The sequence below is a fragment of the Kribbella jejuensis genome (assembly GCF_006715085.1).
GTDB lineage: Bacteria > Actinomycetota > Actinomycetes > Propionibacteriales > Kribbellaceae > Kribbella > Kribbella jejuensis.
Genome location: NZ_VFMM01000003.1, coordinates 223,266 through 238,329, shown reverse-complemented (window position 1 = coordinate 238,329; position 15,064 = coordinate 223,266). Strand labels below are relative to the sequence as shown.

Sequence of the window (15,064 nt, the reverse complement as noted above, 5' to 3'; positions counted from 1 at the left end):
TGTCATTGGAGGTGTCGAGGCTGCAGAGTGCATGCCATGGTCGATGTCTGTGTGTACGGCGGTACCGCCGCGGGCTGCGTCGCGGCGATCACCGCCCATCAGGAAGGTGCGTCCGTCGTCCTGATCGAGCCGGGCCGGTGGCTCGGCGGGATGCTCGGTGCGGGCATCAAACCGCGGCAGGACTGCCCGATCCCGGCCGCCGTCGGCGGTCTGACGAGGGACGCCGTCTTCGGCTTCGGCGACCATCCGTACGACGTACAGCGTGCCTTCCGGGACTGGATCGCCGAGGCGGGCATCGAGGTGTACCGCGAACGCCGGGTCCGGTCCGTCACGCGGGACGGCAATCGCATCACCGCGATCCAGCTGGAGACCTCGACACCCGACGGGTGGGGCGTGCCGCTGCCGGCGATCGAGTCAGCGCCGGACATCGACGTCCAGGCGTCCATTTTCATCGATGCGTCGTACGAGGGTGACCTGATGGCGCTGGCAGGCGTGCCGTACCGCACCGGACGCGAATCGCGGGAGGAGTTCGGGGAGGAGTACGCCGGGGTGCAACCGGTCACGAACTGGACGCCGATCGACCCGTACCGCGACGGCAGCCTGCTCCCGCTGCTCGACCCGGATCACGGCCGCCCACTCGGCGCGGCGGACGACTACGCGCAGGCGTACAACTTCCGCTTCTACATCACGAAGGAGCCGGCCGCGCGCCGGGAGATCACCCCGCCGGACGGCTACTCCCCGGCCGACTACGAGCTGGTACGGCGGTACGTCGCGCATCTCGGCACGGACCTCGAGGCGTTGCGCGGGATCTTCCCCGGGTGGATCAACTCCGGCGAGTACAACTACCAGCGCGCCTCGCTCATCACGAACGCCCCACTCGGTGTGAGCCGTGCGTACCAGGACGGCGACTGGGACACGCGCTCGCGGGTCTGGCGTCAGCACATCGACTACCTGCGCGGGCTGCACCACTTCCTGTCGACCGACTCCGCCGTACCGGCCGAGTTCCGCGCCGAGGTTGCGGCCTACGGGATGGATGCCAGCGTGTTCCCGGAGACCGACGGCTGGCCGCCGCAGCTGTACGTCCGGGTGGCTCGCCGGATCGACGGCCGGTACACCGTCACCCAGGCCGATGTGGCCAACGAGAGCGACCCCGACGACAGCGTCGGACTCGCGCTCTTCGGGGTCGACGTCTATCCGGTGCGCCGGATCCCGCATCGCGACGCCGCCACCGGGCAGCTCGGCGTGGCGACCGAAGGTGACATGTTCATCGGCGGTCACCTCGGCACCGGACGGCCGTACCCGGTCCCCTATCGGGCGATCACGCCGAAGAACGCGGATTGCGGCAACCTGCTCGTCCCGGTCTGCCTGTCCGCGACGCACATCGGGTACGCCGCGACGCGGATGGAGCCGGTGTTCTGCGTACTCGCGGAGTCCGCGGCGGTCGCTGCGGTACAAGCGCTCCGGGCGCGGACCGACGTACAGGACGTCGACGTTCGCGCGCTGCAGAACCGGCTGGTCGAGCGGGGTCAGGTCATCGCATGGAAGCCGGAGGCAACCGCTCATGCCTGATCCTGCCTTCGGCGTCAACTACGTGCCCCGGCAACAGTGGTGGAACGCGTGGCTGGACTTCGACGAGCAGTCCATCGCGGAAGACCTGGCGGCGATCGCTGCGCTCGGGTGTGATCACGTTCGGATCCAGTGCCTGTGGCCTGTCTTCCAGCCGACCCCGACGACCGTGTCGGCCACCGCGATGGACCGGCTGACCGTGCTGCTCGACCGAGCCCACGACGTCGGTCTTGACGTGTGGGTGACTGTGCTCAACGGCTTCCTGTCCGGCTGGGTGTTCCGGCCGCCGTGGATCCCGAAGGCGAACCTCTTCACGGATGCGTCGGCGTTGTCCGCCGCGACGACGTTGATCGGCGCGGTCGCCGAGCTGGTCGTGAGTCATCCGGCGGGCGCCGGCATCGACCTGGGCAACGAGCCCAACATGCTCGTCGGTTTCGAGCCCTCCGAGGTGACCACCGCGGACCTGGACAACTGGGCGCGGACCCTGATTGTTGCCGCGCACAACGTCGCACCCGGTCTGCCGGTCGTCCTCGGTGCGGACCATCAGCCGTGGACCACTACGCATACCGGTTTCACTCCCGCGCTCCTGGCCAACGAGCCCGACATCACGACCGTGCACGCCTGGCCGTACTTCAGCGGATTCCTCGACCGTTTCGGCGAGCAGAACGACCTGGCCTGGTCGATCGGCGCGTACCTCGCCCAGGTCGCCGCCGCACATCAAACGACGCCGAGGCCCATCTGGATCCAGGAGATCGGGGTCGCGCCCGAGTGGGTCACCGACGTCAGCGTCGAGCACGCGACCGAGCGGCTCCTGCGCCACTGTCTCGCGGTGCCCGGCGTCAGCGCGGTCACCTGGTGGGCGTCCCACGACATCCGGCCGGAGTACGGGGGCTTCGCGCCGCTGGAGTACGGGCTCGGACTCCTCGACGTCGACAACTTGGTCAAACCCGCAGGTCAACGCTTCGCCGACGTCATCGCCGACCTTCGTGAAGCGCCCCGGGCTCAGGCCGCTAGCGAGACAGTGCGGCTGGCTCCTGGCACCATTCCGGACCTGGCCTTCGCCGAGCTGTGGGCGGCAGCCTGGACCGACCGTCCCCCACGGATCACCCGCTGATTCAGTGGGCGTGGACCGCGGCCCCGATCCGGTCGGCGAGCCCGGTGCGGATGGCGTTCGCGGCCGAACTGGCCGGCTTGCGCTCGGCCTGAGCCTGGAAGCAAGCAAGGAACTCGGCATCGAGTCCGAGCCGCGGGAAGGTCCGGAGTACGTCGGTACGCAGCGACGGGCTGAGTCCGTCGGGGTCCTTGCCGACGATGTCCAACGCGGCGGCACGCGACAGCAGGTGTCCCTCAGGGTCAGTGGCCGGGTCCACGGTGGGCCACATGTGCTGAACGATGGCCTCGCTCAGGCGGTCTCTGCGCTCACGGGACCACCCGGCACCGGCGCCGAAGACGCGGGCGACATGGCCTCCCGCCTTCCCGAACGCGACCGTGTGGCTGTCGAACTCGGGCATCAGCGCGACGTCGTGGAACATCGCCGCGACGAACAGCAGCTCGGCGTCGTAGCCGAGGCCGTCGCGTTCGGCGTACCCGACGGCCCACCAGTAGACGCGCTGGGAATGGCTGAGCAAGGCGGGCGACAGGTATTCGGTCGCCACCTCCAGCGCTGCCGTCGATGCCGGAGTGTCAGGAATCTCGAAACTGGTCACACTTCGACAGTACGGCGAAAAGACCCATGTGGCTGGTCCAATCCAGCAGTCTGAGCGCGGGCCAATCGGCCCATGAAGCCGGTCCGGAATTGGCCCGCACGATTGGGGGCAGGCAGGCTTACCGTCGAGGTATGGAAACCACACTCATGCGCGCCGTCGCAACGAAGGACCGGGACTCAGCCCTCGACGGACTGTCGCTGACCGAGCTTCCGAAACCCCAACCCGCCGAGAACGACGTGGTCGTGCAGGTGCACGCCGCCGGCTTCCTCAAAGGCGAGCCGGACTGGCCGTCCACGTGGACCGATCGGGCCGGGCGGGACCGGACGCCGAGCGTGCTCGGCCACGAGTTGTCGGGTGTGGTCGTCGAACTCGGGCACGGCACCACCGGTCTCACCATCGGCCAGCGGGTGTTCGGGCTGACCGACTGGGGACGGAACGGGACGCTCGCCGAGTACACCGCGGTCGAGGCCCGCAACCTCGCTCCGCTGCACGTCGATGTCGATCATGTGACCGCGGCCGCCATCGTGATGCCGGGCCTGACCGCGTGGCAGGCGTTGTTCGATCACGGTCGGCTGCAGGCCGGCCAGACCGTCCTCGTCCACGGCGCGGGTGGCTCCGTCGGCTCGGTCGGCATCCAACTGGCCCGCGAAGCCGGAGCCCATGTCATCGCCACCGGCCGGAAGTCCGCCCGGGACCAGGCCGGCAGCCTCGGCGCCCACGAGTTCCTCGACCTGGAGAACGAGCGGCTCGAGGACGCCGGCGAGGTCGACGTGGTGTTCGACGTCATCGGCGGCGACATCCTGAACCGCTCCACCCAGCTGCTGCGCCCCGGTGGCACCCTCGTCACCGTCGCCGAGCCACCGACGGTCCAGCCGCGTGATGGCCGGGCGATCTTCTTCGTCGTCGAGCCCGACCGCGCCCAGCTGACCCAGTTGGCAACCCGCCTCCGCGAGGGTCGCCTGGTCCCGCTCGTCACCGACGTTCGCCCACTCGAGGAAGCAGTCAAGGCCTTCACCGAACGCGGCCGCTCTGTCATCAAGGTGGTCTAATCTCTGCAGTGTGGAGACACTCGAGGTTGGTGGTGGGCGGGTTCTGGAGTATGTCGTAGCGGGGCCTGCGGGTGGTATGCCGCTGGTGCTGCATCACGGGACGCCCGGTGTCGGCATGGTGCTCGATCCACTCGCGGAGGCGGCCGCGCGGTACGGGCTGCGGTTCGTCACGCACAGCCGGCCCGGGTACCGGACGAGCACGCCGCAGGCCGGCCGGACCGTTGCGGACGTGGCGGATGACGTCAGCCTGTTGCTCGACGCAATCAACGCCGACGACTTCGTGACGATCGGCTGGTCGGGTGGTGGACCGCACGCCCTCGCCTGCGCGGCATTGCTGCCCGAGCGATGCCGGGCCGCGGCGGTCGTCGCGGGCGTCGCGCCGTACCACGCCGAAGGGCTGGACTGGCTGGCCGGGATGGGTGCGGAGAACGTCGCCGAGTTCGGCTCGGCCGCGACCAGCGTCGAGGCCCTCGACAAGTTCCTCGCCGAGATGGGCGCCGAACTGAAGAACGTGCAGGCCGCCGACGTCATCGCCGCGTTCGGCGACCTGCTGTCGGCGGTCGACCAGCAGGCTCTGCGGGACGGGCTGGCCGACTACCTGGCGGAGTCGTGCCGGGCATCGGTGTCGCACGGGTACGACGGCTGGCGCGACGACGACCTCGCGTTCATCTCCGACTGGGATATCGACCTGGCGAGTATTCGGGTACCGGTCTCGATCTGGCAGGGCGATCAGGACCGGATGGTTCCCCGCGACCACGGCCGGTGGCTCGGCGAGCATGTCGCCGGCGCGACCACACACCTGGTCCCCGGCGAGGGCCACGTCTCGCTGATGAAGAACATCGACGCGATCGTGGCCGAGCTCGCCGGGGCGTGAAACCGGGCGTGAACCGGGGCGTGAACCGGGTCTGAGCCCGGCCTGGCTCAGCCGTGGCCCAGGAAGATCGGGTTGGTCATCGCCGCCATCGCGCCGAACGTGAGCCCCGGATCCATCGACGTGTGCCCAGCGCTCCCGTCCGCGAGCGGGTGCCGGACCTCCGCCCGCACGAACGCCGCCGCCTGCGGCGTGGTCAGCCAAGTGACGGCACCGGCCCCACTCGCGTCAAGGCTGCCCTGCAACATCTGCCCCTCGTCGGTCAGGATCCGTACCGTACCGTATGGTACGCCGCCGACCCGGACGCTGACCGTCACCTGCTCGGTGGCACCCGCCTTCAGCCGCTCACCGATACCGGCCTTCCGGCCGAGCGCCGAGGTCGCGGTGAACTCCAGATCGACCTTCGACGACTCCGCGATCCAGCTCCGGCCGGCGCGGATACCAGCCAGCACGGCATCCCGGCTCAGGTCGTCGGCGAGCACGACGTTCTGCGGCAGGCCGATCACGTTGGTCGGGTTGTGCGCGTCGCTGTTGCCCATCGCGGGCAGCCACGGCTTGTTCTCCCGTACGGCGGCGCTCAACAGGTTGGCCCAGGTGGACACGGCCGCGTCGTCGTCCCAGCCCCACGGACCGGTCCACACCTCCGTCGCGTCGAGCCCCTCGAACCCGAACTTCCACTCGGCGCCGATCCACGGGCAGTACAGGTGCGCCGACACGCACAGTCCGCCGGCCCGGTGCACCTGCTTCTGGATCCGGTCGAACACGCCGTCGCGGGCCCGGAACCGCCAGTCGATCCACTCCCCCGGCTTGGTGCCGAGCGCGAGCCAGTGACCGTTCCGCGTCGTGATCTCCTCGCCGGTCACGATCAACAGGTCGTCGCCGGCCAGCGGGCCCCAGGCGCCGTGCGACGCGCTGGTGTTGTGGTCGGTCGACACGATGAAGTCCAGGCCGGCCGCGCGGGCAGCCGCGGCGACATCGGCGGGCAGGTTGCGCCCGTCGGAGTACACCGTGTGCAGGTGGCAGTCGCCGCGGTACCAGGCCCGCCCGCGGCCCTTCGCCTTGGTCGGCGGGTACGACGGTACGTAGCGCGGACCGGGATCGCCGTACGTGAGGGTGACCTCGACGTGGTAGTCCATCCCCTGTGGCGCGACCTGGTACGGCCCGAGTACGACGTGCCAGGTGCCGGGCATCACGTCACCGGGCAGGTAGCCGGGCGTGGCCTCGGTCCGGCTGATGCTGAACGACGTACGGAATCCACCGGACCAGCCGCGGAAGCCGGACCCGTCGAAGTCGAAACCGCGCGCGTCGAAGATGCCGATGTCGCACGAGTTGCCCGGCGTACCGGACGGGACGGTGGGCTTGGAATAGTTGTAGGAGACCGAGATCTGCTGCACACCCCGGGGTACGTTGACCGGCAGGTACAAGAAGTCCGTCGGCCCTGGTGCGATGTGTCCCTCGACCACCTGGGTGGCGGTACCGGTCGCGGCGGCGGCGAAGCTGATCGGCGCCAGCGCGACGATCGTCCCGGCCCCGGCCGCGGTCAGCAGGCCCCTCCGGGTGATGGCATTCATGGCAACGTCTGTCATAGGTAAAAAACAAACACCCATCGACGTACACCAGGCAACACCCAAGTGGCCACCGATCGAACCCGCGCTCCGCACCCTGTGCAGGTCGGAGCGCGGGTGCGGAGCGCGCCGGCGGTACTACGGATTGTTCGCGACGCCCTCGTCGATCTCGGCCTCGGCGCCCCGCGCCCCGGTGATCGCCGCGTAACTGACACCGGCGATCGCGGCGCCGACCAGCGGCGCGACGATGAACAGCCAGACCTGGCCGAGCGCGGAGCCGCCGGCGAACCAGGCGACGCCGAGCGAGCGGGCCGGGTTCACCGAGGTGTTGGTGACCGGGATGCCGACCAGGTGGATCAGCGTCAGCGAGAGGCCGATCGCGATCGGCGCGAACCCCTTCGGCGCCCGGTCGTCGGTCGCACCGAGGATCACGTACAGAAAGAACGCGGTCAGCACGATCTCGACGAGCGCGCAGGCGAGCAGCGAGTACCCGCCCGGCGAGCGGTCGCCGTACCCGTTCGTGGCGAAGCCGCTGTCGACCGCGCTGAACCCATCCTTGCCATTGGCAATGGCCAGCAGGATCGCGCCGGCCACGCTGGCGGCAACGACCTGGGTGACGATGTACGTCGGCACCCAGCGCCACTCGATCCGCCTGGCCACCGCGAGGCCGACGGTGACCGCCGGATTGAAATGCCCGCCGGAAACGTGACCGACGGCGAAGGCCATGGTCAGCACGGTCAGCCCGAAAGCCAGCGCGACCCCGAGATAACCGATTCCGACCGGAACCTTGTCCGGGGTGAGCACGACACCGGCCAGCACTGCGGCACCACAGCCGGCAAAAACGAGCCAGAACGTCCCGAGAAACTCCGCACCGATCCGAGCAGCAGCATTCGGTGAATCCACGACTGCCTCCTCCAGTGAATTGGAGCACTGGATATCACAGTAAGGCATTATGTCGTGACATCGAGTTATTTGAGTGCGGCAACCATCCGCTCGCGGGAGGCGTAGTAGTGCGCCGGGTCGAGGATCGGCCGGTCGAAACGCAGGGTCCGGTTCGGGTCGACGATGTCCAGCGCGGCGTCGTTGCCCTGGGCAACGCGGATCGCCTGCAACGCGCGGTGGTCCCACATCGCCTGGGCGAAGACCCGGTGCCGGATCGACGGCCACGGCGTACCGTCCGGACCTGGGTAGACGGCGAATGGGTCACCGGACGGGAACGCGCCGCCGGCCGAGGTGTCCGCGAACGGGTCGATCCGGCGCAGGGCGTGCCAGGTGTACCAGAAGTTGAAGCCCCAGTGCAGGAAGCCGTCCACGCCGGACGCGAACAGTTGATGGCCGATCGCCCGGTTCCGCGCCGACGGCATCCCGACGAACCGGTTGGCGACGTCGCGGTCCTGGCTGACGCAGTAGTAGACGAACAGCCTCTCCGGACGCTGCGCGAGGAACGGTTCGACGTGATCGGTCGCGACGATCGGCACCGGTACGGCACCGGAGGTGTAGAACGAGTGCTCGCTGAGTGCGTCGACGACCGTCCAGCCCTTGAGGAGATCGGCGACGACCGCCTTCGCGGCCAGGTAGCTGGCCAGCCCGTCCTCACCTGACGGCTCATCGGAGATGTGGAAGACGACGTACTCGCGGTCCCACTCCTCGTCGAGCACCGCCTGCAGCGCCGGAAGCAGGGCCTCCATCAAGGCCCGGTACCGCGGGTCTGTTGCCTCGACGTCCCAGCCGAACGCGCGCTCGCCGTCGACGACGATGCCCGGCGTGGCCCGCGCACCCCACTGGGTGAACAGATGCGCGACCTCGACGCCGCGGATCCCGGTACGGCGGCAGACCTCGAGCCACCGGCGCAGCTTCTCGAAGCCGAACTCGTACCCGTCCTGTGTCTTGCTGACGTCGATCAGCTGTACAACGGTCCGGTACGTGCCGACCGCGGTGTCGAGCGGCGGCGTCCAGACCGGGGCGAGCAGCGAGGTCGCGCCCATCTCGACCGCGGACTCCATGAACCGCTCGATCAGCGTCCAGTGCCGCTCACTGAACACCTCGATGCCGTAGTGGTCCGCGAGTGCGTCGAGGTGCATCCAGTGACTCGACACGATGTCGAGCGGCGGCAGCTCGATCCCGGTGACCTCGACGCTGACCGAGACCCGGTGCAGCTCGGAGCCGTCCGGGGCACTCAGCACGACGGTGATGTCGTGGACGCCGGCGCGCGCGGGGTCGTTCGTCCGTACGTCGAACCACAGCGCGCTCCAGCTGCCGAACAGTACGCGGGCCTTGCCGTCCGGAACGGGACGCAGTATGTCGGGATACAGGCCGGGCTCGTCGAACTCGTAGCCGTCGTCGTGTCCGGGCAGAGCGACGAACGTACACGGCACGAGGTCGACGCTCGACACCGTGACCAGGTCGGCCGCGTCCCCCTCGACGCGCACGTCCAGTGGCGTGGGATCACGGAAGCCCGGATCGAGCGGCGGCCGGTACGCCAGCTGGAACGACGCCGGCTCGCCCAGGAACGCCTGGAACCTCGTCTCCGCCGACACCTGCCGCGGATCCCGGACCGGGTGCACCTTCACCAACGCATCGCAGAGCACGAACTCCCATGTGGCGGTCAAGCGGACCACTCCTCCAGGCCTAGGCTGCGTAATCCTGGACCCAATCATGCAGATACGCGCAGCAATGCACAACCAGCGCGCCGCTCAGAGCTCCCCACCCAACGCGTTCGCCAACCGCTCCCTGGTAATCCCGAGCCGCGCCAACACCTCCGCGTCCGCATCACGCTCGGGATCAAGCTGATCCGGCAACTCCCCGGCCACCGCGTCGGCAACATCCGGCCCATACGCCCGCCGAATAACCGCGAGCAACTCCGCCTTCGTATGGACCGCCATATCTCCCCCTCAGTAGGTTCCGTACACGAACGTACGCCAGGAGGCCTCCGGGGGCTCAGTGACCGTTCGTCGGTGGGGGGATTTGGAGGACCTCGATGATGTTGATGCCGAGCATGTCGAGGTGGTTGAGGATGCCGGCTAGGGCTGCCTGGTCGTCGAGGTAGCCGTGCAGGACGGTTTGTGGAGGCTCGGGGTCTGCGGTCAGGGTCGGGAAGGTGTCGGTCAGGTCGCGTGACAGCGTGCCCTTGACGCGGATGACGTAATGCCCCATGGGACGCCCCTTTCACGGCCCCTCGGGACGACTCTTCTCCGGCCGTGCGCAACTCGGCTCCCCCGGATCGGGGGATGGTGGCCGCGCGCGCGGTCCGCAGGCTGGATGCTGTGGCCGAGTCCTCCTCGCCCCAGCCGGCGACACCGACCCAGCCGGCTGCCCGGCGGATCCCGAAGGCGGTGACCCGGCTCGTCCTCGTCGCTGTCGTAGCCTGGCTCCTCCTGCGGCTGGTGCGGGGTGTGGACTGGGGCGAGGTCGGCCACGCGCTCACCCACCTCAGCGGCTGGCAGATCGCCGTACTGCTCGTCGCTGTCGTCTTCCGCCGGGCGATCCTCGCGACCCCACTCGCGCTGCTGATCGCCGGTCTCGACTACCTGAAGGCGATGATCAGCGACGTCGCCGCCGCGGCCGTCGCCACCGTCGCTCCGTCGCCCGGTGACGTCGTGCTGCGGCTTGCCATGCTGCGTTCGTGGGGCATCGACACCACCGACGCCGCGTCGGGACTGGCGCTCAGCACGACCCTGTTCTACGTCGCGCGGCTGGCTGCACCGGTACTGGGCTTCCTCATCTTCTGGGCCGCGCGGGACTTCTACGCTCCGTTCGCGTGGTCGGCCCTGGTCTTCGGTGCCGGTGGCGTCGTACTGCTCGGCGGTCTCCTGTACGCCTTACGGGCCGAGCGTACGGCGGCAATCATCGGCAGACTGCTCGGCCGGCTCATCCAGTGGGTACGACGGAGCAGTCCCGGTCCTGCCGTCTGGGCCGAACGACTCGTCTCGTTCCAGTCGCACAGCGCGGAGCGGATGCATCAGCGCGGGCTGCTCGCAGTACTCAGCCAACTGCTCCTGATCGCCGTAGAGGCTGGCGTGCTCGTACTGTGCGTGGGCTTCGTAGGAGTGCACCTGGACAGCCCGACCGTGCTCGTCATGTTCTGCAGCTTCATGGTGATCTATCCGCTGACCGGGCTGCCGCTGATGGGCGCAGGCGTCATGGACGCCACCTTCGCGGCGTTCGTCTCCGACCACAGTCACGTCGAGGCGACAGACCTGGTCGCCGGGCTGCTCGTCTGGCGGGTCGCCGTCCAGCTGCTGCCGGTCGTCGTAGGGCTCCTCGCGGTCCTGATCTGGCGGCGGCTCACCTGGAACGGGTGACCTCCATGATCGTACTGGCGTTCGCGCTGGCCACCGCCGTACTCAGTGGTCCAGCTCCACCCGACAACACCGCGGCACACGCCCTGGCCGACCGCTACTCCCCCGTCGTCAGGCTGCAGAAGGCCGGCCCGAACTGCGCCGACGGCGAGCAGTTCCAACCCACCGACGTCCAGGCCGTACTCGGTGACCAGCAGGTCGCGCTCCGCGGCCCGTGGCGACCGCCCGACCTGGTCAAGATCCAACCGGAAGGCACCGACTTCGAGCTCGGGTACCCGGGCCACTTCCTGGACTTCCCTGGCGATCCCCTGCGTCCCGGCTGCGACTACGCCGAATGGTCCGCGCGGATCAACAGCAAGCATCCGGCGACCGTGTACGCCCACGTGGCCGAGGATCCGGCGTACCCGGACCAGCTGTCCTTGGAGTACTGGTTCTTCTACGTCTTCAACGACTACAACAACACCCACGAAGGCGACTGGGAGTCCGTCCAACTCGTCTTCGACGCGCCGACGCCGACGGCCGCGCTCGCCACCAACCCGATCGCGATCGGGTACAGCCAGCACGGTGGGGCCGAACGAGCGCGCTGGGGCGACATCAAGCTCGAGATCGTCGACGGTACGCACCCGGTCGTCTATCCGGCCGCCGGGTCACATGCGAACAAGTACGGTCAGCGCCTGTACCTGGGCCGTGGCTCGGAAGGTCTCGGCTGCGACGACACGACGAGACCCGCGACCGAACTGCGTCCGCAGGTCGCCTACGTGCCGATGGCCCGGGCGGATTACCTGACGCAGTTCCCGTGGCTGGGGTTCGAAGGCCGATGGGGCGAGCGGCAGGCGTCGTTCTTCGACGGACCCACCGGCCCGAACATGAAGGCCTCCTGGACCCGGCCGGTGCAGGACGCCGAGGCGACCTGGCGCGACGACAGTACGACGGTGCCGGCCGGACGACTGCTCGGACCGAGCGGTACGGGCGTCTTCTGTACGGCGGTCCGCACCGGGTCGAACCTGTTCCGCGAGACCCTCGACCGGCTCTGGTTGCTCGGGCTGATCCTCGCGGCGGTGGTCGTACTGGTCTGGTTCGCCGCCAGCCGGACGCGCTGGAGCGATGCCGCGCCGCTGCCCGCCCGGAGGCGGCGCGCGTGGGGACAGACGGTCGTTGCCGCGCTTCGACTGTTCGCGCAGAGACCGCGCCTGTTCGGAGTATTCGCCGCGGCCTTCGTGGTCCTCGGCCTGGCAACGCTCGGACTGGCCGAACTCCAGGCCGCTCGGCACGACTCGCCGACCGACCTGGCCGCCCCGACCGAGAACGCGACCGGCTTCTGGGCCACGCTCCTCGCCCTCGCGATCACAGCGATCACCGTCGCAACGTACGTACTCCTCCTGGCCGCCGTCACGTCGACGCTCGACCGGCTGGACCGCCACGTCCCGGTGACGACTGCGTTCGTCGTCCACGACGTACGGACGCACGCCCGGCCGCTGGCCGCCGCGGCGGTGCGATACGTCGTCGTCATCGCCGTACTGACGATCTTCGTCGCGACGATCCCGCTGGCGCTCTACTACGCGGTCAGCCGCGCCTTCGCCGTACCGGCGGTGATGGCCGAACGGTCCTCCGCGAGTACGGCGCTCCGCCGCAGCCGGCTGCTGGTGAAGCGGCGATGGTGGCGAACCGCCGGGCCGCTCGCGATCGTCGTCGGACTGGGTCTGGCGGTCGGACCGATCACCGGCATCGTCCTGCTGCTCGCGACGGACTGGTCGCCCACGTTGATCAACGTGATCGTGTCACTGCTGTTCGCGCTCGCCGCGCCGCTGATCGCCGCCGCTGTCGTCTACCTGTACTTCGACCGCGCCGCGGCGGAGTCGCCCGGATCAGGCGAGCTGCCCGCTCCCGAACCCGCCTACTCTCAGAACCGGAGGTCGTGATGTCCGAGGCCGATCTGCACCAGCCCCCGCCTGCTGTCCGCCCGGCCCGGCTTCTGATCCTCGCGATCGCGGAGGGCGTGATCGTCGCCGCGCTCGTGATCGCGCTGATCGTGGTCAGCATCCGCCACAACGGCGGCACGGCCAACGCCTCGTCCGCGACCGGTCAGGCCGATCCGGGTACGGCGATGTGCCCGGCGATCCCGGTCGCCGAACAGGTGCTGCCCTCGATCGTCACGATCTCCGCGAGCCGCGGCAACCAGGCCGGTACCGGTTCGGGCCAGGTGTTCCGCGACGGCGGGTACATCCTCACCAACGACCACGTGGTCTCACCGGCCGCCGGCGGCGGCACGGTCGCGGTCCGGTACAGCGATGGTCACACCTCCGCCGCGACCATCGTCGGCCGTGATCCGAGCACCGACCTCGCGGTGCTGAAGGCCTCCGACGAGGCGAAGGGCCGGTCCGTGATCGGGTTGGGCTCCTCCGCGCAGCTCAAGGTCGGCCAGCCGGTTGTCGCACTCGGCGCTCCGCTCGGGCTCGCGAGCACGGTGACGTCGGGCATCATCAGCGCGCTCGACCGGTACGTACCCGTCCCGGGCGATACCGTCACCCACCACCTGGTCGGCGCGATCCAGACCGACGCCGCGATCAACCCCGGCAACAGCGGCGGCGCCCTGGTCGACTGCGCCGGGAAACTCGTCGGAGTCAACGCGGCGATCGCAACCGTACCGAACGCGGCCGGCGTCAGCGGCGGCGGCAGTGTCGGCCTGGGTTTCGCGATCCCGATCGATCTCGCGAATCCGATCGCCGACCAGCTGATCAAGACCGGGAAGCCCGGCCACCCCGCGACCGGGCTGCAGGTGCAGGAGATCCCACCCGCGCTCGCGAAGGCGTCCGGCTCGACGGCCGGGCTGTTCGTCCTCGCCGCGACCGGCCCGGCGACCAAGGCAGGGCTGCAGACAGGCGACATCATCACGAAGATCGACGGCGCCGCGGCGGTCAGCAGCGAACAGATCGTCGTCGCCACCTTGACCCGAAAGGTTGGTGACACCATCGAATTGACCTACGAGCGCGCAGGCGCCTCAAACACCACCACGCTCACCCTGGCCGCGCCCTGAGGCGGGTGGGACCGGCTGCGAGGCAAGCAGATCGAGACCGAGCTCCCGCGCCAGGAACTCCGCCACCAATTGGCCCCGGACGCTGTTGCCGGCCCGATCCAGTCGCGGCGCGAACGTCCCCAGCGCGCCCTTGCCCGGCGACACGGTCACGATGCCGCCGCCGATCCCGCTCTTGCCCGGTACGCCGACATCGAGCAGCCAGTCGCCCGAGGTCTCGTACAACCCGGCGATCGCCATCACCACCAGCGTCACCCGGGCGACATCCGCGTCGATCACCCGTTCCTGCGTCAACGGGCAGACCCCGCCGTCCGCGAGCGTCGCGCCCATCACCGCAAGATCCGTCGCCGCGACGCTCAGACAACTCTGCCTGGTGTACAACTCTGTCGCGTCCGCGGGATCACCGTCGAGACCGCCCAGACTCTTCAACAGCGCCGCAAGCGCACGATTGCGATGATTGGTGGCCATCGCCGACCCAAGCACAGCCTGATCGAGCTCAAGCTCACGCCCCGCGAAACGGGACAGTCCGTACGCGATGAACTGCCAGCGCTCCGCGAGCGAGTCACCCGGGGTCAGGCTCGTGGTCGCGATCGCGCCCGGGTTCACCATCGGATTCGTCCGCCCGGCCGGTGACTGTTCGACCGCCTGCACCGAGTTGAACGGCAGCCCGGTCGCGTTGACCCCGACCAGTTCCCGGACGTTCCCGACCCCGACCGCCTGACAGATCAGCGCGAAGACGAACGGCTTGGCGACGCTCATGATCGTGAACGCGCGGCGCGCATCGCCAGCCTCGAACAGCCGCCCATCGGTCGCCGCGACACAGATCCCGAAGCAGTCCGGATCGGCCGCGGACAAGGCCGGATACACGTCCGACACCTCGCCGTCGCCGACGTCACGGAAGCGCTCATACGCCGTCCGCACCAGCCCCGCGACCACCGGAGCCGCGGGCAGCCCTCCTGTCGAAACGTACCTGGACAT

General features: G+C 69.2%; 14 protein-coding genes. 7 read left to right on the top strand and 7 right to left on the bottom strand.

What is annotated here, in order from left to right; all coding sequences use genetic code 11:
• Positions 1 to 36: 36 nt before the first annotated feature.
• Both FB475_RS28775 and FB475_RS28770 read left to right on the top strand, forming a co-directional pair.
• Positions 37 to 1,569 carry an FAD-dependent oxidoreductase gene (locus tag FB475_RS28775; RefSeq protein WP_141860230.1) on the top strand — a complete coding sequence of 511 codons (1,533 nt, stop codon included), beginning with the start codon at positions 37 to 39 and terminating at the stop codon, positions 1,567 to 1,569.
• On the top strand, positions 1,562 to 2,680 hold the full coding sequence (locus tag FB475_RS28770) for a glycoside hydrolase 5 family protein (RefSeq protein ID WP_141860228.1): 1,119 nt from the start codon (positions 1,562 to 1,564) through the stop codon (positions 2,678 to 2,680). Before FB475_RS28775 ends, FB475_RS28770 begins: the two co-directional genes overlap by 8 nt.
• Position 2,681: 1 nt before the next feature.
• On the opposite strand, the gene FB475_RS28765 is transcribed toward FB475_RS28770, so the two are convergent.
• Positions 2,682 to 3,272 carry an HD domain-containing protein gene (locus FB475_RS28765; RefSeq protein ID WP_141860226.1) on the bottom strand — a complete coding sequence of 197 codons (591 nt, stop codon included), beginning with the start codon at positions 3,270 to 3,272 and terminating at the stop codon, positions 2,682 to 2,684.
• Positions 3,273 to 3,403: 131 nt separating this feature from the next.
• On the opposite strand from FB475_RS28765, the gene FB475_RS28760 reads away from it, so the two are divergent.
• Positions 3,404 to 4,321 (top strand): NADP-dependent oxidoreductase, encoded by a 918-nt coding sequence (locus FB475_RS28760; RefSeq protein WP_238332498.1) that lies wholly within the window; start codon positions 3,404 to 3,406, stop codon positions 4,319 to 4,321.
• Positions 4,322 to 4,331: 10 nt separating this feature from the next.
• Positions 4,332 to 5,195 (top strand): alpha/beta fold hydrolase, encoded by an 864-nt coding sequence (locus tag FB475_RS28755; RefSeq protein ID WP_141860224.1) that lies wholly within the window; start codon positions 4,332 to 4,334, stop codon positions 5,193 to 5,195.
• A gap of 47 nt (positions 5,196 to 5,242) precedes the next feature.
• On the opposite strand, the gene FB475_RS28750 is transcribed toward FB475_RS28755, so the two are convergent.
• The 5 genes from FB475_RS28750 to FB475_RS28730 all read right to left on the bottom strand — a co-directional run bounded on the left by FB475_RS28750 (position 5,243) and on the right by FB475_RS28730 (position 9,910).
• Positions 5,243 to 6,778: a CehA/McbA family metallohydrolase gene (locus FB475_RS28750; protein ID WP_202878581.1), complete on the bottom strand. Its 1,536-nt coding sequence runs from the start codon at positions 6,776 to 6,778 to the stop codon at positions 5,243 to 5,245.
• Positions 6,779 to 6,895: 117 nt separating this feature from the next.
• Positions 6,896 to 7,660, bottom strand: coding sequence for an aquaporin Z (aqpZ, locus tag FB475_RS28745; RefSeq protein ID WP_238332497.1), 765 nt, complete (start codon positions 7,658 to 7,660; stop codon positions 6,896 to 6,898).
• Positions 7,661 to 7,725: 65 nt separating this feature from the next.
• Complete coding sequence (locus tag FB475_RS28740) at positions 7,726 to 9,366, bottom strand: DUF4091 domain-containing protein (RefSeq protein ID WP_141860220.1); 1,641 nt, start codon at positions 9,364 to 9,366, stop codon at positions 7,726 to 7,728.
• Positions 9,367 to 9,450: 84 nt separating this feature from the next.
• Positions 9,451 to 9,639: a hypothetical protein gene (locus tag FB475_RS28735; protein ID WP_141860218.1), complete on the bottom strand. Its 189-nt coding sequence runs from the start codon at positions 9,637 to 9,639 to the stop codon at positions 9,451 to 9,453.
• Between the two features lie 55 nt (positions 9,640 to 9,694).
• Positions 9,695 to 9,910, bottom strand: a complete 216-nt coding sequence (locus FB475_RS28730) for a hypothetical protein (RefSeq protein WP_141860216.1) — start codon at positions 9,908 to 9,910, stop codon at positions 9,695 to 9,697.
• 110 nt (positions 9,911 to 10,020) lie between these two features.
• Between FB475_RS28730 and FB475_RS28725 the strand changes: the two genes are divergently transcribed.
• From FB475_RS28725 to FB475_RS28715, 3 genes are read left to right on the top strand one after another with little or no spacing between them, the layout of a single operon-like run.
• A complete protein-coding gene (locus tag FB475_RS28725) occupies positions 10,021 to 11,058 on the top strand; it encodes a lysylphosphatidylglycerol synthase domain-containing protein (RefSeq protein ID WP_185759486.1) in 1,038 nt (345 codons plus the stop codon).
• Positions 11,059 to 11,063: 5 nt separating this feature from the next.
• On the top strand, positions 11,064 to 12,974 hold the full coding sequence (locus tag FB475_RS28720; RefSeq protein WP_141860212.1) for a hypothetical protein: 1,911 nt from the start codon (positions 11,064 to 11,066) through the stop codon (positions 12,972 to 12,974).
• A complete protein-coding gene (locus FB475_RS28715; RefSeq protein WP_141860211.1) occupies positions 12,974 to 14,089 on the top strand; it encodes a S1C family serine protease in 1,116 nt (371 codons plus the stop codon). The genes FB475_RS28720 and FB475_RS28715 overlap by 1 nt, the downstream gene beginning before the upstream one ends.
• Here the strand turns inward: FB475_RS28715 and glsA are convergent.
• Entirely contained in the window at positions 14,054 to 15,064 is a 1,011-nt protein-coding gene (gene glsA, locus FB475_RS28710; protein WP_141860209.1) for a glutaminase A, read from the bottom strand. The genes FB475_RS28715 and glsA overlap by 36 nt on opposite strands.